The following is a 23,595-nucleotide window of genomic DNA, read 5'->3' as shown; positions in this document are numbered from 1 at the left end:
CCGCTGCGTACGCTGCTGAAATGCAGCTGGAGTTGAGGCATCTTGAGGCCGTCTGCCGGATAGCGGAAGCGGGCAGTCTGGGGCGGGCCGCCGGGCGGCTCGGGGTCTCGCAGCCGGCCCTGTCGGCGCAGCTGCGGCGGATCGAGCGGGTCGCGGGCGGGGAGCTCTTCCTCCGTGGCCGGCACGGTGTGGAGCCCACCCCGCTGGGCGAGTTCGTGCTCTCCAAGGCGCGGCTCGTGCTCGGCGAGATGGACGCGCTGGCCGCCGGGGCGCGGGCCGTCGCCCCGCACACCCCGCTGCGGCTCGGCTGCATCCTGCTCGTCCTCGTCGACCGGCTCCTCGGGGAGCTGGAGCAGGTCATGGCGGGCCAGGAGATCGCCGTCACCGTGGAGCACTCGGCGACCACGCTGACCCGGCAGCTCGGTGCGGGCCGGTACGACGCCGTGCTGTACGGGGAGGTCAACGACCACGAGGTGCCACTGCCCGAGGGGACGACGGCCCGCACCCTCGTCCCCAAGGAGCCGTTCTGCGTGCGGATGTCGGCGGCGCACCCGCTGGCGGGCCGGGAGCGCGTCGCGCTCGCCGAGCTCGCGGGCGAGTCCTGGATGACGCTGGTGGAGGACGACGACGGCGGGCCCGAGGCGCTGGTCACGGCCTGCGAGAAGGCCGGGTTCACGCCCTCGCTGCGGCACCGGGTCGCCGACCGCAAGATGCACTACGACCTGATCGCGGCGGGCCGGGCGATCTCGATGAGCCAGCCGACGGCCCCGGCGGCGGAGGGCACGGTGCTGCGCCCCCTGGAGGGCGACCCGGTGACGGGGCGGATCCGGCTCGCCTGGAACCGGGCGGCGGTCACCGCCCCGCAGGCGGAGCTGCTGTACGGGGCGGCGGCCCGCGCCTATCTGGCGAACGTCGACAACAACGCCTTCCACCGGGCGTGGTGGGACGCGCGGCCGGAACTGCACCCGGTCCTCGACGCCTGAGCAGGCGCCGGGGACCGGGTGCGTGCGACTAGTCGTACGAGAGGTCCCCGGCGGCGTAGCGGCAGGTGGTGCCGTCCGGGCCGGTGCCGATCTCCCTGGGCTCCTTGCCGGTGTCGTTGCCGGTGAAGCGGGTGCACGGCTTGAGCTTCTTCCTGGCGTCGCCGTGGATCCGGACGTTCCGCAGGGTCGCGGTGTCGCCGTAGTTGGCGTTGACGCCGACGACGGACTTGCCGGGCGCGGTGACGTCGACGTCGTTGATCAGGATCGTGCGCCTGTACTGCTTCTTGCAGTTGCCGCAGGAGCGCACGAGCTTGCCGAAGTCGGAGACCTGGAACCTGGTCACGACGAGCTTGCCCGCGCCGTTGAACTGGAAGACCTTGTCGGAGGCGCTCCTCGCGCCGCCGCCGTACACCGCGTACACCGCCGACGCCGAGGTGCCCTTGAAGGTGGCGGCGTCCTCGCCGACGTTCTCCCACCAGACGTTCTGGAGGGTGCAGCTGCCGAGGCAGTGGACGCCGTCGGCGGCCGGGGTGCCGATGATCACGTTCTTGAGGACGGCGCCGTCCTTGAGGACGAACACCGGCTTCTGGCTCTCGTCCTGGCCGTCCGAGCCCAGCTCGCCGGTGCCGTGGAAGCGCTGGAGCTTCCCGTCGTAGGTGCCGGAGACCTCGATGGTCGTGGCGACCGGCTTGCTGCCCCTCGCCGCCGGCCAGGCCGGGACGGCGCCCGCCGCGCCCGCCGGGGCGAGCAGGCCGGTGGTGAGGACGGCCGCGCCGGTGATGCCGAGGGCGCTGAGACCGCCGACGACCGCGCGGCGGCGGCCGGTCCTGCGCTGGTGTGACGTCATGGGTTCCTTCTTCAGTGGGGGAAGTGGTGCACTCCCTGGTCGCCACCGGAGGAAGGAAGGTTGCCGCCTGCTTGATCGTTCTCTTCGGAGTCCTCGTCCGCGTCGCCGCCGGCGGTCTCGCCGCGCAGGTCGCGGGCCATCAGGGTCGCCCCGGCGACGGCTCCCGGCATGAGGAGGACGGCCACGAAGGGCACCAGGAAGGCGAGCGTCAGCGGAACGCCGAAGCCCAGGACGGCCAGCCGGCGCCCGCGGAGCAGCCGCAGCCGCTCCTTGAGCTCGACGCCCCGGCGCTGCAGCGCGACGGCCGTCAGCTCCTCGGTGAGGAAGAAGCCGGAGACGCAGAAGCCGATGGCGGGGACGACGGTCTGGCCGACGACGGGGATGAACCCGCACGCGAAGAGCAGGACGCCGTAGAGCGCGACGCGCAGCAGGACCCGCAGGCTGTCGCGGGCCGAGATCCACAGCTCGCGCCAGAGCGGCAGACCCGACTCGGGGACCTCGCCGCCCTCGCTGCGGTCGACCTCCTCGGAGAGCGACTCGTAGAAGGGCTGGCCGACGAGGAGGGTCACGGCGGTGAAGGTGATCACGGCGAGGAAGAGCCCGAGGGCGAAGACGAGCGCCGTCAGGGTGCCGCGGAATATGGCGAGCCAGGGCGAGGCCCAGTCGTCGGCGAACGGCGTCGCCCACGCGGCCAGGTCGTCGGCGCCGTAGCCGAGACCGACGAGCGCTCCGGCGTAGAGGACGAGCGTCACGAGCCCGGGCAGCAGCCCGAAGCCGAACCAGCGTCCGTGCCGGCCGACCCACTTCTGGCCCTGCAGCAAGTACTTGAAACCCACCCCGAGATCACGCATGGAGGTCACCCTAACCGCCGGTCGTACGGAAGGACTCCAGGGCCTCGTCGAAGTGGCCGCGGGCCTCGGCGGCGCGGTCCACCGGCGCCGAGGCCCACAGGTCGTAGAGGGTCCCGGCCTGCTCCCAGCAGAGGTCGACGGTGTGCCGGGGGCCCTCGGCGCTGGTGAAGCCGTTCCAGGTGAACTCCCAGCGCGCGGCGGGCAGCCCCTTGTGCGTCGTCTCCTCGACCACGGCGTCGCGGTAGCCCCGGTTGGTCCTCGGGCCGGCCGCGTCGGCGGCACGCATCACCCCGATCGCCCCGCCGGCCGGGATCGCCCGGATCCTGATCCCGACCCAGACGGCCCCGTCGCCCGTCGTGTAGAAGACCCGCTCGCCGTCGGTCGAGCGGCGCGCGCCCGTGGGCACGGCCAGGGTGAAGCCGCGCTCGTCCTCGACGGCCGTGTATCCGGCGGGTACGGGGGCGGGTGCGGCGGAGGAGCCCCGCGCGCCGGTCGGGGACGCCCCCGGACCCGCCGGTGACCCGTCGCGGCCCGCGAGCAGCACCGCCACCGTGACGGCGGCGACGGAGGCGGCGACGGCCGCGGCCACGAACGGCAGCGCGAGCGCGCCCCGGCGGGCGGCGGTGGCGGGGCGGGCGCCGGCGGGCCCGGCGCCGGGGCCGTCGACGACGGCGGGGGCGACGGGGGTGGCGGCTCCGGCGTCCCGTACCTCCGGCAGCGTCGCCTGCCGTGGGGTGGCGGCTCCCGGGTCCCGTACCTGCGGCGGGGTGGGCTGTCGCGGGGTGACGGGCGGATGGGCGTCGTGTTCGGTCGGAGGGTGGAGGGCCGGCATCGGCGCGGGTCCTTCCGCCGTCTCCTCCCCCGCCGCGCAGGCGGCGAGCAGCCGGCGGGCCTCGGGCGCGCCGAGGCGTCGGTCCGGGTCGCGTTCGAGGAGGCCCCGGACGACGGGGACGAGGGGCCCGAGCCGGTCGGAGGGGCGGATCTCCTCGTAGACGACCGCGTGCAGGACGGCGCCGATCGAGTCCCTTCGGAACGGGGAGGTGCCCGTCGCCGCCGCGCACAGGAGCGCGCCCAGCGACCACAGGTCGGAGGCCGGGCCGCCGTTCTCGCCCCGCATCCGCTCCGGGGCGGTGTACTCGGGGGTGCCGATGAAGACCCCGGTGCCGCTGAGCGTCGTGGCGCCGGGGAGGCTCGCGATGCCGAAGTCGGTGAGGACGGCCCGGCCGGTGCCCTGCTCCAGGAGGACGTTGGCGGGCTTCACGTCCCGGTGCAGCACCCCGTGGGCGTGGGCGGCGGACAGGGCGTCGAGGAGGTCGAGCCCGAGCCGGGCGGCCTCGCGCGGGGACAGCACCCCGCCGGCGGCGAGCCGGTCGGCGAGCGAGCCGCCGTCGACGAGCTCCATCACCAGGGCGGGCCGTCCCTCGTGCTCGACGACGTCGTGGACGACGATCACGTGCGGGTGGCGGACCTGGGCGACGACCCGGGCCTCGCGCAGGGCGCCCGCCGGATCGGCGCCGGAGTCCAGCGCCAGCGTCTTGACGGCGACCGGGCGCCCGAGCAGCTCGTCGGTGGCCCGCCGGACGACGCCCATGCCGCCCTGGCCGAGCCGCTCGCCGAGGCGGTACCGCCCGCCGATCAGCTCGTGACCGGCCCGCTCCGGCCCGTTGTACGACACCACTCGGCTCCCCCTCGCCCGCAGGACACGGACATGATGCCGCAGCCGTCCCGTACGCAGCGAGGGCCGCACCCCGGTGGGGGGTGCGGCCCTCGTGCGCGTCCGGGATCAGACGGCGAGCTCGACCGTGATGTTGCCGCGGGTCGCCTTGGAGTACGGGCAGACCTGGTGCGCCTTCTCGATCAGGCCCTTGGCGGTCTCGGCGTCCACGTTCGGGATGGTCGCCGAGATCTTGACGATGATGCCGAAGCCGTCGTCGTTCTTGCCGATGCCCACCTCGGCGGTGACCGTCGAGCCGGAGATGTCGGCGTTCTCGTTGCGGGCGACGACACCGAGCGCGCCCTGGAAGCAGGCGCTGTAGCCGGCGGCGAAGAGCTGCTCGGGGTTGGTGCCGGCGCCGGAGCCGCCCATGGCCTTGGGCGGGTTCACGACGACGTCGAGCTGACCGTCGTCGGTGGCGACGCGCCCGTCACGGCCGTTCTCGGCGGTGGCGACGGCGGTGTAGAGGACGTCCGACTGCTGAATGGACATGCTGGGTACTTCCTTCTGCGGTTCGCCGCGACTCGCGCCCACGATCGCGACGGCTGAGGGAAGACTAGCGGGTCGTCGAGACGATCATCTTTCCGGTGTTGTCGCCGCGCAGCAGGCCGAGGAAGGCGTCCACGCCGTTCTCGATGCCCTCGACGAAGGTCTCGCGGTGCTTCAGCTCGCCGGACGCGAGCCAGCCGCCGACCTCCTGGACGAACTGGTTCTGCAGGCCGTAGTGGTCGCCGACGAGGACGCCCTGGAGCCGCAGCCGCTTGCCGATGATCATCGCCATGTTGCGCGGGCCGGGGACCGGCTCGGTGTCGTTGTACTGGGCGATCATGCCGCAGATGGTGGCGCGGCCGTGCACGTTGAGCGAGGAGATCGCGGCTTCGAGGTGGTCCCCGCCGACGTTGTCGAAGTAGACGTCGATGCCGTCCGGGGCGGCCTCGCGGAGCTGGTCCTTGACCGGGCCGTTCCTGTAGTTGAAGGCCGCGTCGAAGCCGAGCTCCTCGACGAGGAACTTGACCTTCTCGTCGGAGCCGGCGGAGCCGATGACCCGGGAGGCGCCCTTGAGCCGCGCCATCTGGCCGACCTGGCTGCCGACGGCGCCGGCCGCGCCGGAGACGAAGACGGCGTCACCCTCCTTGAAGGAGGCGACCTCGAAGAGGCCGGCGTAGGCGGTGAGGCCGGTCATGCCGAGCACGCCGAGGTAGGCGGAGAGGGGCGCGAGCGCCGGGTCGACCTTGGTGGCGTGCTGGGCCGGGACGTCGGCGTACTCGCGCCAGCCGAGGCCGTGCAGGACGTGGTCGCCGACGGCGAAGCCCTCGGCGTCGGAGGCGACGACCTCGCCGACGGCGCCGCCGTCCATGGGGTGGTCGAGCGTGAAGGGCGGGATGTAGGACTTCACGTCGTTCATCCGGCCGCGCATGTACGGGTCGACGGAGAAGTGCAGGTTGCGCACGAGGATGCGGCCCTCGGCGGGCTCGGTGACCGGGGTCTCGCGCAGGGCGAAGTCCGCGGGCACGGGCCAGCCGTGCGGACGGGCGACGAGGTGCCACTCACGGCTGGACGCGGGAAGAACGGACATGAGCACGGCCTCCAGAAAAGCTTCAGATCACAAAAGGTTCACTACCTCAAACAACCATGCGCCTGGATATTTCATGTTGTCAAGTATCTGGGTAGACTGCTCCCCATGGCCACCTCACGCACGGACCCCCTGACCCTCGAAGTCGTCGAGCTGATCGGCACGGTCGTCGCGCGCTACTACGAGGAGTACGAGCAGGCGGCCGCGCAGCACGCGCTGACCGGCGCCCAGGCCCGCGTCCTCGGCCTGCTCTCGCTCGATCCGCTGCCGATGCGCCGCATCGCCCAGAAGCTGAAGTGCGAGCCCTCCAACATCACCGGCATCGTCGACCGCCTGGAGGCCCGCGGCCTGGTCGAGCGCCGGCCCGACCCGGACGACCGGCGGGTCAAGCTGGCCGTCCCCACGGACGAGGGCCGCGACACCGCCCGCCGCCTGCGCGAGTCCCTGGACTTCGCCCGCGAACCCCTCGGCGAACTGACCGAGACCGAGCGCACCCTGCTGAGGGACCTGCTGAAGCGGATGCTGGGCGCGGACGTGGCCTGACGGCGCCGCCCGCCGCCGCTGCCCGCACCACCGGTCGCCCACCGCCCCTACACGCACCACCAGAGGAAGCGGGTGCACGTCGGTGTCGGGGTGGGGGTCGGGGTCTGGGTCGGTGTGGGGCCGGTGGTCGACGGTGCGGGTCCGCCGGGCGTCCCCGAACCGCCCGGTGTCGGTTCGCCCGGCGACGCGGTCCCGGTGGGCGTGGCGGACGGGGCGGCGGGGCCGGTGGCCGTCGGCTCGGCGGTCGCGTCGCCGCCGCCCCCCTGGCCGGTGCCGGTCCCCGTACCGGATCCCGTGCCCGCGCCCGGACGCGTACCGGAGCCCGGGCCCGATCCCGTACCCCTGCCCGAGCCGGACCCCGTGCCGGAGCCCTCGGACGAGCCCGCGCTCACCTGGCGGGGGCGCGCGGAGACGGTGCTCGGCGCGTCCGTCACCGGGGCCTCGCTCGACCCCTCCGGCGCTCCGGAGGTCTCGACGGGTTCCGGCGACAGCGGGGTCTCGGTGACCTCCAGCTCCTCGACCGCGGTGGCCGCGCCGTCCCGCGGCGGCTCCTCCAGGGCGAGCTGCGCCAGGCTCAGGGTCCCGGCCGCGAGGACCAGGCCCACCGTTCCCACCAGGACGTTACGGCCCCGGCGCGAGCGCGACCTCCGCCCCCGCCGCGGGGCGGCGCGGTCCTGCGCGGCGGCGCGGGCGGCACGGCGGCCGCCGGGGGCCGGGCGCGGCGGTTCGAGGACGTCCAGCTCGTAGACGTGCTCGGGCGCGGGCCGGTCCGACGCGTCGTGGGCCGCGAAACGGTCCTGCGCGTCGTGGGCCGCGAACCGCTCGTCGTGGACGGCGTGGACCGCCGGGCGCTCGTCGTGGGCCGCGAACCGGTCCTGCGCGCCGTACGCCGCGAACCGCTCGTCGTAGAGGGCGGGCCGGTCGGGCTCGCCGTGACCGTGGTCCGGGGTGTGGACCGGTATGTGGGGGGTTTCGTACCGCAGCGCCTCGACGGGAGTCCCGCACCCGGCACAGGCGAGGGCCCCGTTGAGATGCCGCCGGCACGCGTGGCAGTAGTCCATGGGGCCCGCAGGCTATGCGGCCCGGTGCTGCGTCAGGTAGGCACAGAAGTGAGGATCCTGTGTGGAAACCGCAGGTCGTCGGCGGTGCGCCGTGATTCTCCCGCTTCGGGAGGGATGGCCTCCGGACGCTCCTCACCCGGAGTACCGCCTCCGGCACGGCCCGCACCGGGGCCCCGGGCGGCTCAGCCCAGCGCGCGCCGCGCCCCGGACGGTCGGACGATGCGAACAGGACCGCGAATCGCGACCCGCCTCGCCCGTGCCAGCACCGCACTCCGGAGGATCCGCCGTGACCGTCAGCCTTGAACAGCTGCGTCGTTGCCATGTCGCCGTCGACCTGGGTGCCGCCCGCACCCGCGTCTTCGTCAAGGGCGCCGGACTCGTCGTCGACGAGCCGAGCGTCGCCGCCGTCAACACCCGTACCGGAGCGCTGATCGCCGTCGGCGCCCTCGCCGAGAAGATGACCGGCCGCACCCCCGACTACATCCGGGTCGTACGCCCGGTCTCGGGCGGCACGGTCGTCGACATCGACATGGCGCAGCGGATGCTCCGTCACCTCCTCGGCGAGAAGCTGCGCCGGCAGCTGCGCCGCAAGCCCCGGCTGCGCGCGGCCGCCTGCACCCCGCACGACAGCGATCCGCTGGCGCAGCGCGCCGCCGTGGAGACCCTCGTCGGTCTCGGGGCGCGCCGGGTCGAGCTGGTCGACACCCTGATCGCGGCGGCCGTGGGCTGCGGGCTTCCCGTCGAGCAGCCCACCGCGACCATGATCCTGGTGTGCGGGGCGGCGACCACGCAGGTCGCGGTCCTCTCGCTCGGCGCGATCGTCACGGCGGAGCGGATGCCGGTCGGCGGCAACGCCATCGACCACGCCGTCATCCAGCACCTGCGCCACCACCACGAGCTGATGCTGCCGAGCCAGTCGGTGCGCCCGCTGCAACTGGCCCTCAGCGGCAACGGCCTGACGACGCACGGGCCCGCCTGGACGGAGATCCACGGCCGGGACGTCGCCACGGGCCTGGCCCGTTCGGTGACCGTCGACACCGCCGCCGTACGCGACGCGATCCACACCCCGCTGACGGCGGTCCTCGACGGCATCGGGAAGGTGCTGCGGGACTGCCCACCGGACCTGGTGGCCGACCTCGCGGACCGCGGGATCATGATGGTGGGCGGCAGCGCCCTGCTGCCGGGCCTCGACCAGATGCTGCGCGAGGCGACCGGCATGCCGGTGCACATCGCGGAACGGCCGGACGTGTGCGCGGTCCTGGGTCTCGGCGCGATGCTGGAGGGCAAGGTCCAGCCGATGGTCCTCGACCCGCTGGCGGAGAAGGACCCGCTCACCGACGAGGACTGAACCACACGAAACCGGATGATTCGTACGACAATGAGACCATGACGATCATGGACAAGGGCGCCGGGGCCGCGGACACCGACGACGGCACGGAGACACCCCGACTGCCCATGCTGCTCGAAGCGGTCCTCAGCGTCGGCACGGACCTCGAACTCCGCACCACCCTCCAGCACATCGTGGACTCCGCCACCGAGCTGACCGGAGCCCGCTACGGGGCGCTCGGGGTCGTCGACCCCGAGCGCCACCGCCTCACCGACCTCTTCACCTCCGGCATGACCGACGCCGAGAGGCAGCGGATCGGCCGCCTCCCCGACGGCCGCACCGGGCTCATCGGCGCCCTGCTCCAGGACCCGCGGCCGCTGCGGCTCGACGACCTGACGGCCGACCCGCGCTCCTCGGGCGTCCCCGAGGGCCACCCGGAGATGCGCGACTTCCTCGGCGTCCCGATCCGGGTCCACACCCAGGTCTTCGGCAATCTGTACCTCACCGGGAAGCGCGCGGGCGGCTTCACCGAGGAGGACCTCGCCCTGCTCCGGGTCCTCGCCTCCCAGGCCGGGATCGCCATCGGCAACGCCCGTCTGTACGAGACCAGCCGGCAGCGGGAGCGCTGGATCGAGGGCGCGGCCGCCGTGACCACGGCCCTGCTCACCGGCGCCACCGCCGAGAACGCCCTGACGACCGTCGCCGAGCAGGCCCGCATCCTCGCCGACGCCTCGGCCGGTGTGGTCCTCCAGCCCACCGAGGAGGGCGGGATGGAGATCGTCGCCGCCTCCACCACGGACGACCCCGGCGACCTGGTCGGCACGGCGATCGCACCCGGTTCCCCGGTCCTGGTCCAGCTCCTGGGCGGGGAACCGGTCTTCGTCGAGGACTCGGCGACCGACCCCCGGATGACCACCCACGTACGGTCCCGCTTCGGTCCGTCGATGATGCTGCCGCTGCAGAGCGGCGGGAAGCTCATCGGCACCCTCGCCCTGCCCCGGCGGCGCGGCGGCCCGCCCTACTCGGCCGTGGACAAGCTGCTCGCCTCGCAGTTCGCCTCGCAGGCGGCGCTCGCGCTGGTCCTCGCGGACGCGCGGCACGACCGGGAGCGGCTCGCGGTCTTCGAGGACCGCGACCGGATCGCCCGCGACCTGCACGACCTGGTGGTGCAGCGGCTGTTCGCCACGGAGATGATGCTGGAGTCCACCCGGCGGCGGGCGGCCGGCTCCTCCGACGAGTCGGCGCTGCTCGGCCGGGCCGTGGACGAACTGGACTCGACGATCCAGGAGGTCCGGACGACCATCTTCGCCCTCCAGCAGCCGCCGGCGGACGCGCCCACCTCCTTCCGGGGACGGGTCCTGCGCGAGACCGGCGGGGCCGCTGCCCTCCTCGGCTTCCAGCCGTCCGTGCACTTCTCGGGCGCGGTCGACACCCTCGTCGACGAGGCGACGGCGGACAAGCTCCTCGCCGTACTGCGCGGGGCGCTCGCGGCGGCGCACCGGCGGACAGGGGTCGGCGCGATCACGGTCGAGGTCTCGGCCGGGGACGGCGGCGCCCGGCTCCGCGTCGAGGACGACGGCACGCCGCCGACCGTGGTGACCTGGCCCTGACCCGTACGGCCCAACCCGGCGCGCCGCGGCACTCCCCCGGATCTTGACTGGTGGCGTGACCACCGAGACCAAGCCCCCGACAGCTGCGGCCTACCGCAACCTGGTGATGGCCACCATCGGCTTCACGCTCACCTTCTGGGCGTGGGATCTGATCGCGCCGATCGCGAGCTGGTACGGCGACCGGCTCGAACTCAGTTCCTTCGAGCAGTCGCTGCTCGTGGCGGTGCCCGTCCTGGTCGGCTCGCTCGGCCGCATCCCGGCCGGGGCGCTGACCGACCGGTACGGGGCGAAGCTGATGTTCCCGCTCGTCTCGGCGCTGACGATCGTCCCGGTCCTCCTCCTGATCGTCGTCAAGGACAGTTACGGCCTGATGCTGGCCGTCGGCTTCCTCCTCGGCCTCGGCGGCACGACGTTCGCCATCGGCATCCCGCTGGTCAACTCCTGGTTCCCGCCCGCCAAGCGCGGTCTGGCGCTCGGGGTGTTCGGCATGGGCATGGGCGGGGTGGCGCTCTCCGGCTACTTCACGCCCCGGATCGCCAAGCACGGCGAGAACCTGCCGTTCATCGTGGTCGCGATCGCGCTCGCCGTGTACGCGGTGCTCGCCGCGTTCCTCATCACGGACCGCCCGGACCGGCCCGTGCCCACCGCCTCCCTCGGGACCCGCCTCCGCTCGGCGGCCCGACTGCGGGTGACGTGGGAGCTGTCGGCGCTGTACGCGATCGGGTTCGGCGGCATCGTCGCGTTCGGCGTCTACCTGCCGACGTACCTGAAGACCTGGTACGAGCTCGACCCGACGGACGCGGGGACCAAGGCGGCCGGGTTCGCTCTGGTCACGGTCGTCTTCCGGCCCATCGGCGGCTGGCTCTCCGACCGGATCCACCCGGCGCTCGTCACGGCCGTCGCGCTCGGGGTGGTCGCGCTGCTCGCGATCGTCCAGGCCTTCGACCCGCCGCTGTACCCGGGCGGCACGACGGCCTTGCTCATCATGGCCGCCGGGCTCGGCACGGCGAGCGGCTCCGTCTTCGCCCTGGTCTCCCAGGTCACCCCGCAGGCCAAGGTCGGCAGTGTGACCGGCATCGTCGGCGCGATGGGCGGCCTCGGCGGGTTCCTGCCGCCGCTGGTGATGGGCGCGATCTACAGCGCGAAGGGCTCGTACTCGATCGGCTTCATGCTGCTGTCGGATCTGGCGCTGGCGGGATGTGTGTACGCGTACGGGCGGATGCGGGGGATCCGCCCGACCGAGGAGACCCCGTCCCCGGCCCCGACGGACCTGACGTCCTCCCGCCCCTGACGCGCCCCGCCGTTGGCTCCGCCCACCACCGTGTGGGCAATCGTCCCGCAGGGCGGAACGATTGCCCACAACGGGGGCGGCCGGCGCGGGCAGAATGCACAGCGTGACTCTCTTTCCCGCCCTCGCGGCGACGCCCTCCGACCGCCCCGCCCTCCGCTTCGGTTCGGACGTCCTGAGCTACGCCGAGCTGGCCCGGGCCGCCTCCGCCCTCGCCGTCCGCGTCGGCGGCATGGGGCGCGTGGCCGTCTGGGCCACGCCGACCGCCCGTACCGCCGTCGCCGTCGTGGCCGCCCTGCTCGCCGGGGTGCCCGCCGTGCCGCTCAATCCCCGCACCGGTGAGCGGGAGTTGGCGCACATCCTCGGCGACAGCACGCCCGATGTGGTGCTGGCGGGGCCGGGGGACGAGCTGCCGGCCGGCCTCGCGGCGCTCCCCCGGATCGACGTGGAGCTCACCGGGCCGGGAGCGACGCCTCCGACGGCCCCGGTCGACCCCGAGTCCCCGGCCCTGATCGTCTACACGTCCGGCACCACCGGCCCCCCGAAGGGCGTCCTTCTCTCGCACCGGGCGGTCGCCGCGTCCCTCGACGCGCTGGCCGGGGCCTGGTCGTGGACGGCGGACGACGTCCTGGTGCACGCGCTGCCGCTGTTCCACGTCCATGGCCTCGTCCTCGGGATCCTGGGTCCGCTGCGGCGCGGCGGCGAGGTCCGGCACCTGGGCGGGTTCTCGGTGGACGGCGTGGCCCGGGAGCTGAGCGACGGCGGCACCATGCTGTTCGGCGTGCCGACCATGTACCACCGGCTCGCGGACGCCCTCGACGGCGACCCGGCCCTGACGGCGGCCCTGACCGGTGCCCGGCTCCTCGTCTCCGGCTCCGCGGCGCTGCCGGTGCACGACCACGAGCGGATCGCGGCGGCGACGGGCCGGACGGTCGTGGAGCGGTACGGGATGACCGAGACCTTGATGAACACGAGCGTCGTGCCGGGGGCGGCCCCGCGCCCCGGGACCGTCGGGCCTCCGCTGACGGGCGTGGAGCTGCGGCTGGTGGAGGAGGACGGTTCGGTGCTGGAGGAGCTGGACGGGGAGACGGTCGGCGAGGTGCAGGTGCGCGGCCCGAACCTCTTCTCCGGGTATCTGGGCCGGCCGGAGGCGACGGCGGCGGCGTTCGACGGGGGCTGGTTCCGCACCGGTGACATGGCGGTCCGCGAGGCGGACGGCGCGGTGCGTCTGGTGGGCCGGAAGGCGACCGACCTCATCAAGAGCGGTGGTTACAAGATCGGGGCGGGCGAGATCGAGAACGCGCTCCTCGACCATCCCGGGGTCCTGGAGGCGGCCGTCACGGGCGAGCCCGACCCGGACCTGGGCGAGCGGATCGTGGCCTGGGTGGTGCCGCAGGACGGGGAGAAGCCGCCGGCGGAGGCGGACCTGGCCGACCATGTGGCGGGGCTGCTCGCGCCGCACAAGCGTCCCCGGGTGGTGCGCTATCTCGACGCGCTCCCCCGCAACGACATGGGGAAGGTCCTGAAGAAGGCGCTGCCGACGGCCGGTTGAGCGGACGGCGAAGGCCGGTTGAGCGGACGGCGAAGGCCGGGCCCCGAAGCGGAGGGGCCCGGCCTCGCACACGGACTACTTCACGCCGACCGCGCGGATCAGCTCCTGGGTGACGGAGCCGCCCCGGTCGTCGCTCGCCCCGGCCCGCAGCGAGACGGAGCCCGCGCCGGACGGGATCCGCAGCTCACCGGTCCAGGAGACGCCGCGCCACGACTTCTTGAGCGCGACCTTCGTCCAGGTCCTGCCCTCGTCGTAGGAGACCTCCAGGGTGCCGGTGCCGATGGTGCCGGTGCCGGTGGCGCCCTTCACGTACTCGGCGGAGATCCCGACGGGCATCCGGCCGCCGGCGCGGACGTCGCCGTTGAGGTCGGTGTCCACGTCGAGGCCGAGGTTGAGCATCGGCAGGTAGGTGATCCGGTCGGAGGGCGTCTCGGCCGAGCGGAACGTCCACTCGCTGTGGCCCTTGGTGCCGAGCCGCCAGCGGTCCGCGTCGAGCGCGGTGTCGGTGACGACCTTGTACGTGGCCTCCTCCGCCGGGGCGTCCCAGGCGTAGGCGCCGGAGCTCATCTTGCGGTCGACGCGGACGCCGTTCACGTACACCTCGGTGTACTGGGTCATGCTGTCGTCGCTCCACACGTTGCCGAAGCCGGTGTGGTCGGTGCCGGAGTCGCCCCAACCGGGGGTGTTGAAGCGGAGGTCGTTGCCGGTGCGCTGCTGGCCCCAGCCGAGGCCGGTGCCCAGCCAGGGGTGCCAGACGGGGCCGAACCAGTCGAGCTCCGTGCGGCTGCCGCCCCGGTAGACGGACTGTCCGCCGCGCTGCTCCAGGGATTCGCCGAGGTCGACGGACTCGTGCCAGCGCTGTCCGGTGCCGGTGGAGACGTACTCGGTGCGCTCGGCCGGGAAGGCGATCCACTCCTTGAAGCCGAAGCCGATGCGGAAGGTGTCGGTGATCGAGTACCGGAACTCGCCGCCGAGCTCCTTGCGCTTGGTCGGCATGCGGAAGGTGGAGTGGATCGTGGCGAGTTCGTCCTCGTCGGGCCGGAAGACGAGGTCCTTGCCGATGGCGCCGGGGTGGCCCTCGGAGAGGTCGTAGGTGTACGGGGTGAAGCGGGTGCCGGTCAGGTCGACGCGCTTGCCGCGGGCGGCGCCGGCGGCGAGCCGCTGCGCGTCGGCGGTGTTGACGGTGGCGACGGCGAGCGGGCGGTCCTCGTAGGCGGCGGTGCCGAACCACTTCATCAGCCGGCCGGGCTGGTCGTCGGTGACGAAGAGGGCCTCGGCGCCCGCGTCCTGGGCGGTCTGGGCGAGCTGCTTCGGGTCGGCGCCCTCGGTGAGCCGGACGAGCACGGCCTTGCCGGTGACGTCCTTGCCCGTGTACTCGGCGGGGGTGCCGGTGCCCGCGTCGACGAGGCCGAGGCGGTGACGGCCTTCGAGGAGGGTGGTGCCGGCCTGCGGGGTGGCGTCGGAGAGGCGGACGCCGTCGACGGCGGCCTCCAGCATCGGCTTGCCGAGGCGCCAGACGGTCCGGTACTCGAAGGTGCCGGTGGCGGGCTTCCGGGTCGGCGCGGCGAAGATCGAGTCGTAGGCCGGGGGGACCTGGACGGCGCCGCCGTAGGAGGCGCCGTTCGCCTTGCGGTCGAACTCCATGAGGAGCTGGCGGGTCTCGGTGCGCTTCTCGACCTCGGCGCGGATCTCGCGCAGCTGCCGCCCGTCGAGGGTGATCTCGCGGTCGCGGTCGAGGACGATCTCCGGCTCGGTGAGGAAGCCGAGGCCGAGGGAGTCCTTGCCGTGCGAACCGCGGACGTCGAGGAAGGTGTCGACGGTGTACGTGCCGGGCTTGAGGCGGAGTTCGAGGGTGCCGGACTCGCCGACGGTGGCCGGGAAGGGGTCCTCGCCCTCGACGAGCTTCTGCACGCCGAGGTAGGCGGGGGTCGGGGCGCCGTCGCGGTCCTTGACGTGGACGGTGAGGGTGTAGCGCTCCTCCTCCTTCACGAGACCGAGGGCGGTGTGCGCGACGGCCGCGCCGGCGGCGGTGGCGGTGATCCGGCCGGAGGACTGGCCGACGGGGGCCTTGGTGCCGTCGCCGGTGACGGTGGTGGACGCGGAGCCGTGGGCGGGGACGGTGAGGGCGGTGTCGGCGAGGGTGGCGACCCCGGCGGGCATGCCCTCGACGGCGAGGTTCAGCTCGACCGGCGCGTCGGAGGAGTTGGTGTAGGTGACCGTCCTGGTGACCGGCTTGCTCTCCTCGTAGGGCCAGGAGGTGAAGCCGAGGTCGGCAGAGCCGGTGGCGGTGACGTTCGCGGCGATCGCGGCGGCGACGTCGACCCGGCCGGCGCCGAGCTCGTACGAGGTGGCGTCGAGGGTCTTCGACGAGGACATCAGCGCGTTCTTGAGCTGGGCGCCGGTCCAGTCGGGGTGCTTCTCGGCGAGCAGCGCGGCGACGCCGGCGACGTGCGGGGTCGCCATCGACGTACCGCTCATGGTGGTGTAGGGGCCGCTGCCCGCGACGAGTTGGGAGCGGGCGGCGAGGATGTCCACGCCGGGCGCCGACACGTCGGGCTTGAGGGCCTGGTCGCCGTAGCGGGGTCCCTGGCTGGTGAAGTAGGCGGCGCGGTCCGCGGAGTCGACGGCGCCGACGGTGAGCGCGGAGTCGGCGGCGCCGGGCGAGCCGATGGAGCCGGGGTAGCCGGAGTTTCCGGCGGCGATGACGAAGAGGGCGCCGGTCTCGGCGGAGAGGGTGTTGACGGCCTGGGCCATCGGGTCGGTGCCGTCGCTGGGTTCGCGGGAGCCGAGGCTCATCGAGACGATCTTCGCGTCGATGTCCTTGGCGGCCCACTCCATGCCCGCGATGATCTGCGACTCGGTGCCGGAGCCCTGGTCGCTGAGGACCTTGCCGACGGCGAGGGTGGCGCCGGGGGCGACGCCCTTCTCCTTGCCGTCGCTCGCGGCGCCGGAGCCGCCGACGGTGGAGGTGACGTGGGTGCCGTGGCCGCCGCGGTCGGCGACCTCCTGGCCCTCGATGAAGGACCTGGTCTCGGCGATCCGGCCCGCGAGGTCGGGGTGGCCGAGGTCGGCGCCGGTGTCGAGGACGGCGACCTTGACGCCCTTGCCGGTGAGTCCGGCCTCCCAGGCCTTCGGGGTGCCGATCTGGGCGTTGGACTCGGCCATGGCGGCCTCGACGCGGCCGTCGAGCCAGACCTTGCCGGGGGCGGCGGCGCGGGCGGTGCCGCGGGCGGTGAAGCCCTGCCAGAAGGCGGCGGGGTCGGTGGCGGTGACGGCGGCGCCGCCGATGCTGGGCAGGGCGCGGACGGTCTCGGCGCCGCGCGGGGCGGCGGCGGTCCGGGCGCCCCTGGCGCCGTAGGTGACGATCAGCGGGAGTTCGCCGGTGATGCCCTGCTCGACGAGGCCGGTGACGTCGAAGAGGCGGGGGTCGAGCGCGCCGGAGGCCAGGTAGGGGCGGGCCTCGTCGGGGACGACGGTGACGCGGCCGTTCACGGTCTGGCTGCGTATCGCGCCGGTGGCGCCCTTCGCCCGGTCGACGGTGACGGTCCTGTTCCCGTCTCCGAGGTCGGTGAGGGTGACGCGGTCACCGGTGACGAGGGTGACGGTGCTGCTCGTCGCGGACGCCTTGAAGGTGTCCGGCACGGTCGGTGCGGTGTTCGCGGCGGCGGGGGTCTGCCCGGCCGAGAGCATCACGAGGGAGACGCCCGCGGCGAGCAGCGCGGCCCTCCCTCTGTCGAAGGGTGTGGTCCTCGACGTCATCGTTCGAACTCCTCGCGGACCCGGGGTCGGGGGTGTTCCGGGTGCCGCGAGGAGTCTTGGCCCCTGGGGCGGGTGTTGACCCCTGTCACTCCTGGCGGTTATGTGCCGTGGCGGCCAACCGCCAGGACGGGACGGTCCGTTCGGGGTGAATGGTCACGGAGTCGGGTCGAGGGCGTCATAGCGGCGGAATCCGCGCCCGTACAGGGCGAGGATTCCGATCGCCAGGACGCAGGCGATCCCGCCGCCGGTGACGGCGACGGCCGGCGAGGTGAGGTCGGCGACGGAGCCCGCGAGGAAGTCGCCGAGGCGGGGCCCGCCCGCGACGACCACGATGAAGACGCCCTGGAGCCGGCCGCGCATCTCGTCCGGGGCGGCGACCTGCATCATCGTGTTCCGGAAGATCATCGAGACGGTGTCGGAGTAGCCCGCGACGGCGAGCATGAGCAGTCCGAGCCAGAGGTTGCGGGTCAGCCCGAAGACGGCGATGGCGGTGCCCCAGGCGGCGACGGAGAGCAGGATCGCCTGCCCGTGGTGGCGGATGCGGCCCTGCCAGCCGGACAGCACCCCGCCGAGGAGCGCGCCGAACGCGGGCGCGGCGACGAGGAGTCCGGCGGTCTTGGCGTCGCCGCCGTACCAGAGGACGGCGATGGCGGGGAACAGGGCGCGGGGGTGGGCGAGGATCATCGCGCAGAAGTCGGAGAAGAACGTCATCCGCAGGTTGGGGCGGGTGGCGAGGAATCTCAGTCCGTCGAGGACCGAGGCCCTCTTGCCGCCCGTCCGCTCCGGGAGCATGGACGGCAGCCGCCACATCGCGTACAGGCTCGCGGTGAAGGCGACGGCGTCCACGAGGTACGCGGTCTGGTAGCCGGCGAAGCCGACGATCAGGCCGCCGAGGCTGGGTCCGACGAGGGTGCCGAAGGTGGTGACCATCGAGTTGAGCGCGTTGGCGGCGCGCAGCTGCTCGGGCGGCAGGAGCCGGGGGATCATCGACGACCGGGCGGGCGAGTTGAGGGCGGCGCACACGGCCTGGAGGGCGACGATCCCGTACAGGAACCAGACCTGGTGGAAGCCGGCGAACGCGGCGGCGGCGAGGGCGACGGAGAGCACGGCGGAGCCGCTCGCGCTGGCGAGGCCGAGCTTGCGGCGGTCGACGGTGTCGGCGATGGCGCCGCCGTACAGGCCGAAGACGACGAGCGGGACGAGGGCGAAGAGCCCGACGAGCCCGACGGAGAAGGGCGAGCGGGTGATGTCGTACACCTGGAGGGAGACGGCGAGCGCCGTCATGCCCTGCCCGACCCAGGAGACGGTGTTCCCGAACCAGAGGCGGCGGTAGTGCGCGGAGGTGCGCAGCGGGGTGAGGTCGGCGAAGACCTTGCGGCGGTCCTGTTCCTGGGTGGCGGTCACGCGAGGTCGTACCGCAGCTCGGGACGCTCCCAGTGGATGCGCCCGGCGGCCGGCACGGTGCCGGTGCGGACGGCGCCGGTCCGCAGGTAGAACTCCTCGGCGGGGGGATGGGCGACGACGCGCACGGAGTCGAGGCCGGCGGCCCTGGCCCGCTCGGTCATGTGCTCCATGAGGAGGCGGCCTATGCCGAGTCCCTGGGCCGCGTCGGAGACGAACGCGAGGTCGAGTTCGGCCTCGTCGACGAGGAGCGCGTAGAAGCCGAGCACCCGGCCGCCGTCGGCCTCGTCGACGGCGACGTAGACGGGGTGGTGCTCGATGTACGGACCGCCGACCTGGTATCCCTCGACCATGGTGGCGTAGTCGCCCCGGTAGGCCCCGGAGGTCCGGACGAGCCGGGTGAGCCGCTTGGAGTCGTCGGCGGTGGCACGCCGGATGGTGATGTCGGACATGGAGCGAGTATAGGAGCGATCTCGGTTGATGCTCCTTACAATTCGGTGAACGCGCCACGGTCCCCCGCCCTGTGCGGCGCTACTCCGGCCGCGCCGACCCCGGGCACGCGGCCCGCGAGCCGCATCGGCTGCGGCCCCGGGGAGAGCACGATGCGCGGGACCGGGCGGGGCGGGCGCGGGGAGACCGGGGTCAGGTGCCAGCGCGAGGCGATGGCGGCGAGCGCGAGTCCGGCCTCGACCGTGCCGAACACGTCACCGACGCACTTGGTGGCGCCGAGCCCGAAGGGGAGCCAGGCGTCCCTCGGTGCCTCCCCCGCCGCCCACCGGTCCGGGTCGAAGCGCGCCGCGTCCGGGAAGAGTTCGCGGCGCCGGTGGAGCAGGTACAGGCAGCAGATGACGGTGGAGCCGGGCGCCAGGGGCAGCCCGGCCAGCTCCGTCTCGCGGGTGGTGGTCCGGGTGATCGCCCAGGCCGGCGGATAGAGGCGGAGCACCTCGCGCACCACGTCGGCGGTGTACGGCAGGCGGGGCAGGTCGGCCGCGGTGACGGGCCCTCCGGCCAGGACCGCGTCGAGCTCCCGGTGCAGCCGGCCGGCGGCCTCGGGGTGGTCGGCCAGGAGGCGCAGGGCCCAGGCGAGGACCGAGGAGGTGGTCTCGGCGCCGGCCAGGACCAGGGTGGCGACCTGGTCGCCGAGTTCGGCGTCCGAGAGCGCGCGGCCGTGCTCGTCCCGTACGGCGAGGAGCAGGGAGAGGGCGTCGCCGTGATCGACCCCGGCCGCCCGGTACGCGGCGACGATGGCGGCGACGCCGGTGCGCCAGCGGGCGAGGGCCCGGCGGTAGCGGCGGCGGGCCGGGGACGGCACCCGGTCGACGACCGGCGCCACGACCCGGGTGTAGACGCCGCGCAGGAGGACTTCGAGGGCTTCGCGCAGTTCTTCGGCGGCCTGCGCGGTGATGCCCGCGGAGAACAGGGTGCGGACGGCGACGGCGGTCGTGAGCCGGAAGGCCTCCTCGGTGACGTCGACGACCGCTCCCGGTCGCCAGCGTGCGGTCAGGGCCTGGGTCTCGGCCGTCATGACGGCGGCGTACCGGTCCATGAGGGAGTGGTGGAAGGCGGGCTGGAGGGTCCGCCGCTGGTCGCGGTGCTCGGCGTTCGGGCAGGTGGCGAGGCCGTTGCCGAGGAGGGCGCGGACCTTCTCGTACAGGACTCCGCTCCGGTCGAAGGAGCGGCGGTCGGTGAGGACGCGGCGGACGAGCGCCGGGTGGCTGACGACGTGGGCGGTCCGGGGCCCCATCCGGACGCGGACCACGTCTCCGTGGCCGGGCAGCGAGTCCAGGAAGGACAGCGGCCGGGTCGCCAGGTACGGCAGGTGTCCGAGCAGCGGCCAGGCCCCGGGGGCCCGTCCGTGCCGGGGCGCGGGCGGGGTCTCCTGTTCCGGGCCGTTCACGAGGGCTCCGCCCCGCTCGCCGTTCGCGTGAACGCACCTTCCTCCGCCCGCCGTTCGTGCGCGGCGAGCGCCGACTCCCAGGCTTCGGGGAGCCGTTCGGCGCCGGTGAGGGAGCGGTCGGCGAGGAAGGTGACGTGGAGGCGGCGGCGGTGCGTGACCCAGGCGACGAAGAGCGGCTGGCCCGGCACCATGACCGGCAGGGCGTACACCCCGGTCGCGGGGGTTCCGGCGAAGCCGAGCGGCCGCCGGACCCGGAGGTCGGCGACACCGAGCGGGGTGTAGCGGGCGTCGACGCTGCGGGAGAGCGTCAACCGGCCGATCCGGTACGGGAGTTTCCGCAGGACGACCCGGTGGGCGTCGGCGAGGCGGGCGAGGCGGGTGTGGTCGAGGGCGCGTCCGAGGCGGTCGAGCCGCTCGTCCGGGTCGGGCTCGCCGCAGGGGAGGTCGACCCCGGCGACGGCGACCCGGTTGCCGAGGTGGGGGCGGGGGTCGTCGGGGTCCCGGACGCTGATCCCGAGGTTGGCGCGCAGCGCCAGGCCGTGGCCGGGGCCGTCCGGGCCCCAGCCGTCGGGGTGCAGGGCGCGCAGCACCTCGGTCGTCAGGGCGAGGCAGAGCTGCGGGGCGGTGGCCCCGGTGCGGCGCCCCAGCGCGTGCAGCCGGGCCATGTCGACGTCGGCGAACGCGGCGGTGTAGGCCTGGGCGGGCGGGGCGTCGAGGGCCGGCCACCAGGTGACGCGGCGCGCGGGCCGGAACTCGGGGAGGACGGCGGCCCAGTCCACGGGCCGGGGCGGCCGGAAGGTGAGGGCCCTGGCGCGCGGCGTCTCCTCGGGGCCGAGGAGGCGCTCCAGGGTCGCGACGGCGGCGGCGCCGTCCTGGAAGGCGTGGTGGGCCCGGTAGCAGAGCGCCCACCGTCCGCCGCCCGCCCGGCGGACGAGCCAGATCCCCCACAACGGCCGGTCGCGCGGCAGGGGTTGACGGAGGAGTGCGGCGGCGACGGCCGACGGGTCGGCGCCGCCGGCCGACTCGTACAGGTGACGGTCGGGATCGAAGCCGGGGTCGGGCTCCCAGCACGGGCGCCCGGGGCCGCCGGACAGCCGGTGGGCGAGCTCCGGGAGCAGGCCGACGCGGCGCCTCAGGTGCTCCAACACCCTCACCCGCGAGGGTGGTTCTCCTTCGAGGACGACCAGGCCGCCGAGGTGCAGGGCGGAGTCCGTCGCGTGCAGCGCCGCCACGTCGAGGGAGAGCCGGTCGAGCACCGCGAGCGGTACCCCCGTGGAAGATCGCATCGGATCTGAAGATCGCACGGAGCGCTACGATACGTCATCATGCGATCGCAATGCGTGACGGACGGCATGCCCCCGGCCTTCCTCGGCGACGAGGCCGTGGCGGCGTGGACCGCCTCCGGAGCACCCCTCGTCGACCTCCTCCGCCAGGCGCACACCCCGGGCCGGCTGACCGGATTCCGCCGGGGCGGCCGGGCGGCGGTCCTGGTCACGGAGCCCCGGCACGTGCACCAGGTGCTCGGCCTCGGCGGCGACCGGTACGTGAAGCGGTCGCACCGGGCGAGACCGCTCCTCGGCGACGGCATGCTGACCGCCACGGGCGAGGCCTGGCGGTCCCAACGGAAGCTCCTCCAGGCGATGTTCACGGGCCGGGGCATCCAGCGCTGGGAGCATCACATCGAGGGGGCGGCGGCGTGCGTCGTCGACCGCTGGGCGGAGCGGGCCCGCCGGGGCGAGCCGACGGACATCGCCGAGGACGTGCAGTTCTTCACCGTCGACACGATCTGGCGCTCGCTCACCGACCGGCCCCTGGACCAGGAGACGTACGTCGACCTGGCGGCGGTGCAGGACATCGTCGCGGCGCTGCCCGCCGACGTCGGCGGCGCGACCGCGCTGCCGCCGGAGGTCGAGGCGGCGATCGGCGCGCTCGACGAGCGGATGCTCCGGGCCCTCGCCGACGCCCGGGTGCGCCACCGGGCGGACGGCGCCGGGGCGAGCGTCCTGGACCGGCTGCTCGACGCGGCCGGGACGGATCCCGCGTACACGGACCGGCTGATCCGCGACGAGCTCGTCACCCTGCTCGTCGCCGGATACGAGAGCAGCGCCCGCACCCTGACCTGGGCGTTCGTCCTGCTCGACGAGCATCCCGAGATCATGGAGCGGGCCGCGGGGGACCCGCGGGCCGTCGAGGCGGTGCTCTCCGAGACGCTGCGGCTCTACCCGACGGGCTGGCTGCTGCCCCGGCACAGCCCGGCGGACGAGACACTGGCCGGCTGGGCGATCCCCGCCGGCACGGACCTCCTCGTCTGCCCGTACCTCACCCACCGCGACCCGGAGGTCTGGCCCGAGCCCGAGACCTTCGACCCGGGCCGCTTCCCGGCCCGTTCGCCGCTGCCGCCCGGCGCGTACCTCCCCTTCGGCATCGGTCCGCGCGCCTGTCTCGGCACCCGGTTCGCGATGCGGGAGATGGAGGTGCTGCTCGGCGCGCTCCTGGCCCGGTTCACGGTGGAGGCGACCGGGCCGGCGGGCGAGGCCGTCTTCGGCATCAACCTGCGCCCGGCCGGCCCGCTGCACGCGCGCGTCCGCGAGCGGACGTGAATTCGCCCGCCCCCGACGCCCGCCCGTCCGACGGCCGCGCCCCCGAGGGGTACGGCTCCGAGCGGGTCGACTACGTCGACCCCCGGGACCGGGTGGTGACCCAGGGCGGACGGACCGCCGGGCCTCCCGCCGGACTGCTCCGCCGGTACGCGGCGACCGTCTGCACCGACAGCACCGGCCGGGTCCTCCTCTACCGGCGGACCGCCTCGGCACCCGCCTACCCCGGTCACTACGACGTCCTGGTCGGCGGGGCGGTCCGCAGCGGCGAGGACTACCGCGCGGCCGCGCTCCGGGAGCTCCGCGAGGAGCTGGGCTGGGAGCGGGCGCCCGGCCTCACCGAGGCGTACCGGATCCGCGTCGACGACCCGCACGGCGCCTGCTTCCTCACGGTCCACCGCTGGGTGGCTGACCGTGCGCCCCGGCCCGATCCGCAGGAGATCGCCTGGTGCGGTTTCGTCGCGCCGCTCGCCGTCCTGACCGGCGGCTACACCCCGCTGGTCCCGGCCGGCGCGGAGGCCGTGCGGCGCCTCTTCCCCCGCTGACCGCCTCCCCTCGCCCCACCTTCCGTACGACACCGCCGAAGGACACC

The 23,595-nt window shown here is 74.2% G+C and carries 19 protein-coding genes; 8 read left to right on the top strand and 11 right to left on the bottom strand.

The annotated features are described in order from the left end of the window. The first annotated feature begins 20 nt into the window (after positions 1-20). A complete protein-coding gene (locus IE237_RS12435; protein WP_189801970.1) occupies positions 21-983 on the top strand; it encodes a LysR family transcriptional regulator in 963 nt (320 codons plus the stop codon). A 28-nt stretch (positions 984-1,011) separates the two neighbouring features. Here the strand turns inward: IE237_RS12435 and IE237_RS12430 are convergent, their stop codons facing one another. The 5 genes from IE237_RS12430 to IE237_RS12410 form a co-directional block, all read right to left on the bottom strand. Then, positions 1,012-1,830, bottom strand: a complete 819-nt coding sequence (locus tag IE237_RS12430) for a pectate lyase (protein WP_189801969.1) — start codon at positions 1,828-1,830, stop codon at positions 1,012-1,014. Positions 1,831-1,841: 11 nt separating this feature from the next. After that, complete coding sequence (locus IE237_RS12425) at positions 1,842-2,681, bottom strand: EI24 domain-containing protein (RefSeq protein ID WP_189801968.1); 840 nt, start codon at positions 2,679-2,681, stop codon at positions 1,842-1,844. Positions 2,682-2,691: 10 nt separating this feature from the next. Beyond that, the gene (locus IE237_RS12420; protein ID WP_268253693.1) at positions 2,692-4,356 is read right to left on the bottom strand and encodes a serine/threonine-protein kinase; all 1,665 of its coding nucleotides are present in this window, start codon (positions 4,354-4,356) and stop codon (positions 2,692-2,694) included. A 108-nt stretch (positions 4,357-4,464) separates the two neighbouring features. Next, on the bottom strand, positions 4,465-4,887 hold the full coding sequence (locus IE237_RS12415; protein WP_189801967.1) for an organic hydroperoxide resistance protein: 423 nt from the start codon (positions 4,885-4,887) through the stop codon (positions 4,465-4,467). Positions 4,888-4,951: 64 nt separating this feature from the next. Next, positions 4,952-5,971 carry an NADP-dependent oxidoreductase gene (locus IE237_RS12410; protein WP_189801966.1) on the bottom strand — a complete coding sequence of 340 codons (1,020 nt, stop codon included), beginning with the start codon at positions 5,969-5,971 and terminating at the stop codon, positions 4,952-4,954. A 105-nt stretch (positions 5,972-6,076) separates the two neighbouring features. Here IE237_RS12410 and IE237_RS12405 point away from each other — a divergent pair, with 105 nt between their 5' ends. Next, complete coding sequence (locus IE237_RS12405) at positions 6,077-6,511, top strand: MarR family winged helix-turn-helix transcriptional regulator (RefSeq protein WP_189801965.1); 435 nt, start codon at positions 6,077-6,079, stop codon at positions 6,509-6,511. A gap of 47 nt (positions 6,512-6,558) precedes the next feature. Here the strand turns inward: IE237_RS12405 and IE237_RS12400 are convergent, their stop codons facing one another. Then, positions 6,559-7,572, bottom strand: coding sequence for an SCO2400 family protein (locus tag IE237_RS12400; protein ID WP_189802598.1), 1,014 nt, complete (start codon positions 7,570-7,572; stop codon positions 6,559-6,561). Positions 7,573-7,858: 286 nt separating this feature from the next. Between IE237_RS12400 and IE237_RS12395 the strand changes: the two genes are divergently transcribed. The 4 genes from IE237_RS12395 to IE237_RS12380 all read left to right on the top strand — a co-directional run bounded on the left by IE237_RS12395 (position 7,859) and on the right by IE237_RS12380 (position 13,349). Then, positions 7,859-8,920 carry a rod shape-determining protein gene (locus IE237_RS12395; RefSeq protein ID WP_189801964.1) on the top strand — a complete coding sequence of 354 codons (1,062 nt, stop codon included), beginning with the start codon at positions 7,859-7,861 and terminating at the stop codon, positions 8,918-8,920. A gap of 38 nt (positions 8,921-8,958) precedes the next feature. Then, positions 8,959-10,509, top strand: a complete 1,551-nt coding sequence (locus IE237_RS12390) for a GAF domain-containing sensor histidine kinase (RefSeq protein WP_189801963.1) — start codon at positions 8,959-8,961, stop codon at positions 10,507-10,509. Positions 10,510-10,615: 106 nt separating this feature from the next. Then, the gene (locus IE237_RS12385) at positions 10,616-11,800 is read left to right on the top strand and encodes a nitrate/nitrite transporter (protein WP_229842692.1); all 1,185 of its coding nucleotides are present in this window, start codon (positions 10,616-10,618) and stop codon (positions 11,798-11,800) included. Positions 11,801-11,894: 94 nt separating this feature from the next. Beyond that, entirely contained in the window at positions 11,895-13,349 is a 1,455-nt protein-coding gene (locus IE237_RS12380) for an acyl-CoA synthetase (protein WP_189801961.1), read from the top strand. Positions 13,350-13,424: 75 nt separating this feature from the next. On the opposite strand, the gene IE237_RS12375 is transcribed toward IE237_RS12380, so the two are convergent. The 5 genes from IE237_RS12375 to IE237_RS12355 all read right to left on the bottom strand — a co-directional run bounded on the left by IE237_RS12375 (position 13,425) and on the right by IE237_RS12355 (position 21,692). After that, the gene (locus tag IE237_RS12375; protein ID WP_189801960.1) at positions 13,425-17,108 is read right to left on the bottom strand and encodes a S8 family serine peptidase; all 3,684 of its coding nucleotides are present in this window, start codon (positions 17,106-17,108) and stop codon (positions 13,425-13,427) included. Positions 17,109-17,261: 153 nt separating this feature from the next. Further along, positions 17,262-18,512 carry an MFS transporter gene (locus IE237_RS12370; protein WP_189801959.1) on the bottom strand — a complete coding sequence of 417 codons (1,251 nt, stop codon included), beginning with the start codon at positions 18,510-18,512 and terminating at the stop codon, positions 17,262-17,264. Continuing rightward, on the bottom strand, positions 18,509-18,961 hold the full coding sequence (locus IE237_RS12365) for a GNAT family N-acetyltransferase (RefSeq protein WP_189801958.1): 453 nt from the start codon (positions 18,959-18,961) through the stop codon (positions 18,509-18,511). The genes IE237_RS12370 and IE237_RS12365 overlap by 4 nt, the downstream gene beginning before the upstream one ends. Positions 18,962-18,996: 35 nt before the next feature. Further along, positions 18,997-20,406, bottom strand: a complete 1,410-nt coding sequence (locus IE237_RS12360) for a cytochrome P450 (RefSeq protein ID WP_189801957.1) — start codon at positions 20,404-20,406, stop codon at positions 18,997-18,999. Then, positions 20,403-21,692: a wax ester/triacylglycerol synthase domain-containing protein gene (locus IE237_RS12355; protein WP_189801956.1), complete on the bottom strand. Its 1,290-nt coding sequence runs from the start codon at positions 21,690-21,692 to the stop codon at positions 20,403-20,405. Before IE237_RS12355 ends, IE237_RS12360 begins: the two co-directional genes overlap by 4 nt. Before the next feature lie 39 nt (positions 21,693-21,731). On the opposite strand from IE237_RS12355, the gene IE237_RS12350 reads away from it, so the two are divergent. Both IE237_RS12350 and IE237_RS12345 read left to right on the top strand, forming a co-directional pair. Continuing rightward, entirely contained in the window at positions 21,732-23,006 is a 1,275-nt protein-coding gene (locus IE237_RS12350) for a cytochrome P450 (RefSeq protein WP_229842607.1), read from the top strand. Further along, positions 23,003-23,548 carry an NUDIX domain-containing protein gene (locus IE237_RS12345; RefSeq protein WP_189801955.1) on the top strand — a complete coding sequence of 182 codons (546 nt, stop codon included), beginning with the start codon at positions 23,003-23,005 and terminating at the stop codon, positions 23,546-23,548. The genes IE237_RS12350 and IE237_RS12345 overlap by 4 nt, the downstream gene beginning before the upstream one ends. The last annotated feature ends 47 nt before the right edge of the window (positions 23,549-23,595 follow it).

The organism is Streptomyces tanashiensis, from assembly GCF_014648895.1.
In the GTDB taxonomy this organism is placed as follows: Bacteria; Actinomycetota; Actinomycetes; order Streptomycetales; family Streptomycetaceae; genus Streptomyces; species Streptomyces tanashiensis.
Note: the sequence above shows the minus strand (reverse complement) of the source record. Positions and strands in the feature narration are given on the sequence as shown.

Excerpts from the sequence above, each read along its gene's own strand:
- IE237_RS12375 (WP_189801960.1), bottom strand. The coding sequence starts at position 17,108 with ATGACGTCGAGGACCACACCCTTCGACAGAGGGAGGGCCGCGCTGCTC.
- IE237_RS12435 (WP_189801970.1), top strand. The coding sequence starts at position 21 with ATGCAGCTGGAGTTGAGGCATCTTGAGGCCGTCTGCCGGATAGCGGAA.
- IE237_RS12355 (WP_189801956.1), bottom strand. The coding sequence starts at position 21,692 with ATGCGATCTTCCACGGGGGTACCGCTCGCGGTGCTCGACCGGCTCTCC.
- IE237_RS12385 (WP_229842692.1), top strand. The coding sequence starts at position 10,616 with ATGGCCACCATCGGCTTCACGCTCACCTTCTGGGCGTGGGATCTGATC.
- IE237_RS12400 (WP_189802598.1), bottom strand. The coding sequence starts at position 7,572 with ATGGACTACTGCCACGCGTGCCGGCGGCATCTCAACGGGGCCCTCGCC.
- IE237_RS12365 (WP_189801958.1), bottom strand. The coding sequence starts at position 18,961 with ATGTCCGACATCACCATCCGGCGTGCCACCGCCGACGACTCCAAGCGG.
- IE237_RS12430 (WP_189801969.1), bottom strand. The coding sequence starts at position 1,830 with ATGACGTCACACCAGCGCAGGACCGGCCGCCGCCGCGCGGTCGTCGGC.
- IE237_RS12390 (WP_189801963.1), top strand. The coding sequence starts at position 8,959 with ATGACGATCATGGACAAGGGCGCCGGGGCCGCGGACACCGACGACGGC.
- IE237_RS12380 (WP_189801961.1), top strand. The coding sequence starts at position 11,895 with ATGCACAGCGTGACTCTCTTTCCCGCCCTCGCGGCGACGCCCTCCGAC.
- IE237_RS12405 (WP_189801965.1), top strand. The coding sequence starts at position 6,077 with ATGGCCACCTCACGCACGGACCCCCTGACCCTCGAAGTCGTCGAGCTG.
- IE237_RS12410 (WP_189801966.1), bottom strand. The coding sequence starts at position 5,971 with ATGTCCGTTCTTCCCGCGTCCAGCCGTGAGTGGCACCTCGTCGCCCGT.
- IE237_RS12350 (WP_229842607.1), top strand. The coding sequence starts at position 21,732 with ATGCGATCGCAATGCGTGACGGACGGCATGCCCCCGGCCTTCCTCGGC.
- IE237_RS12425 (WP_189801968.1), bottom strand. The coding sequence starts at position 2,681 with ATGCGTGATCTCGGGGTGGGTTTCAAGTACTTGCTGCAGGGCCAGAAG.
- IE237_RS12415 (WP_189801967.1), bottom strand. The coding sequence starts at position 4,887 with ATGTCCATTCAGCAGTCGGACGTCCTCTACACCGCCGTCGCCACCGCC.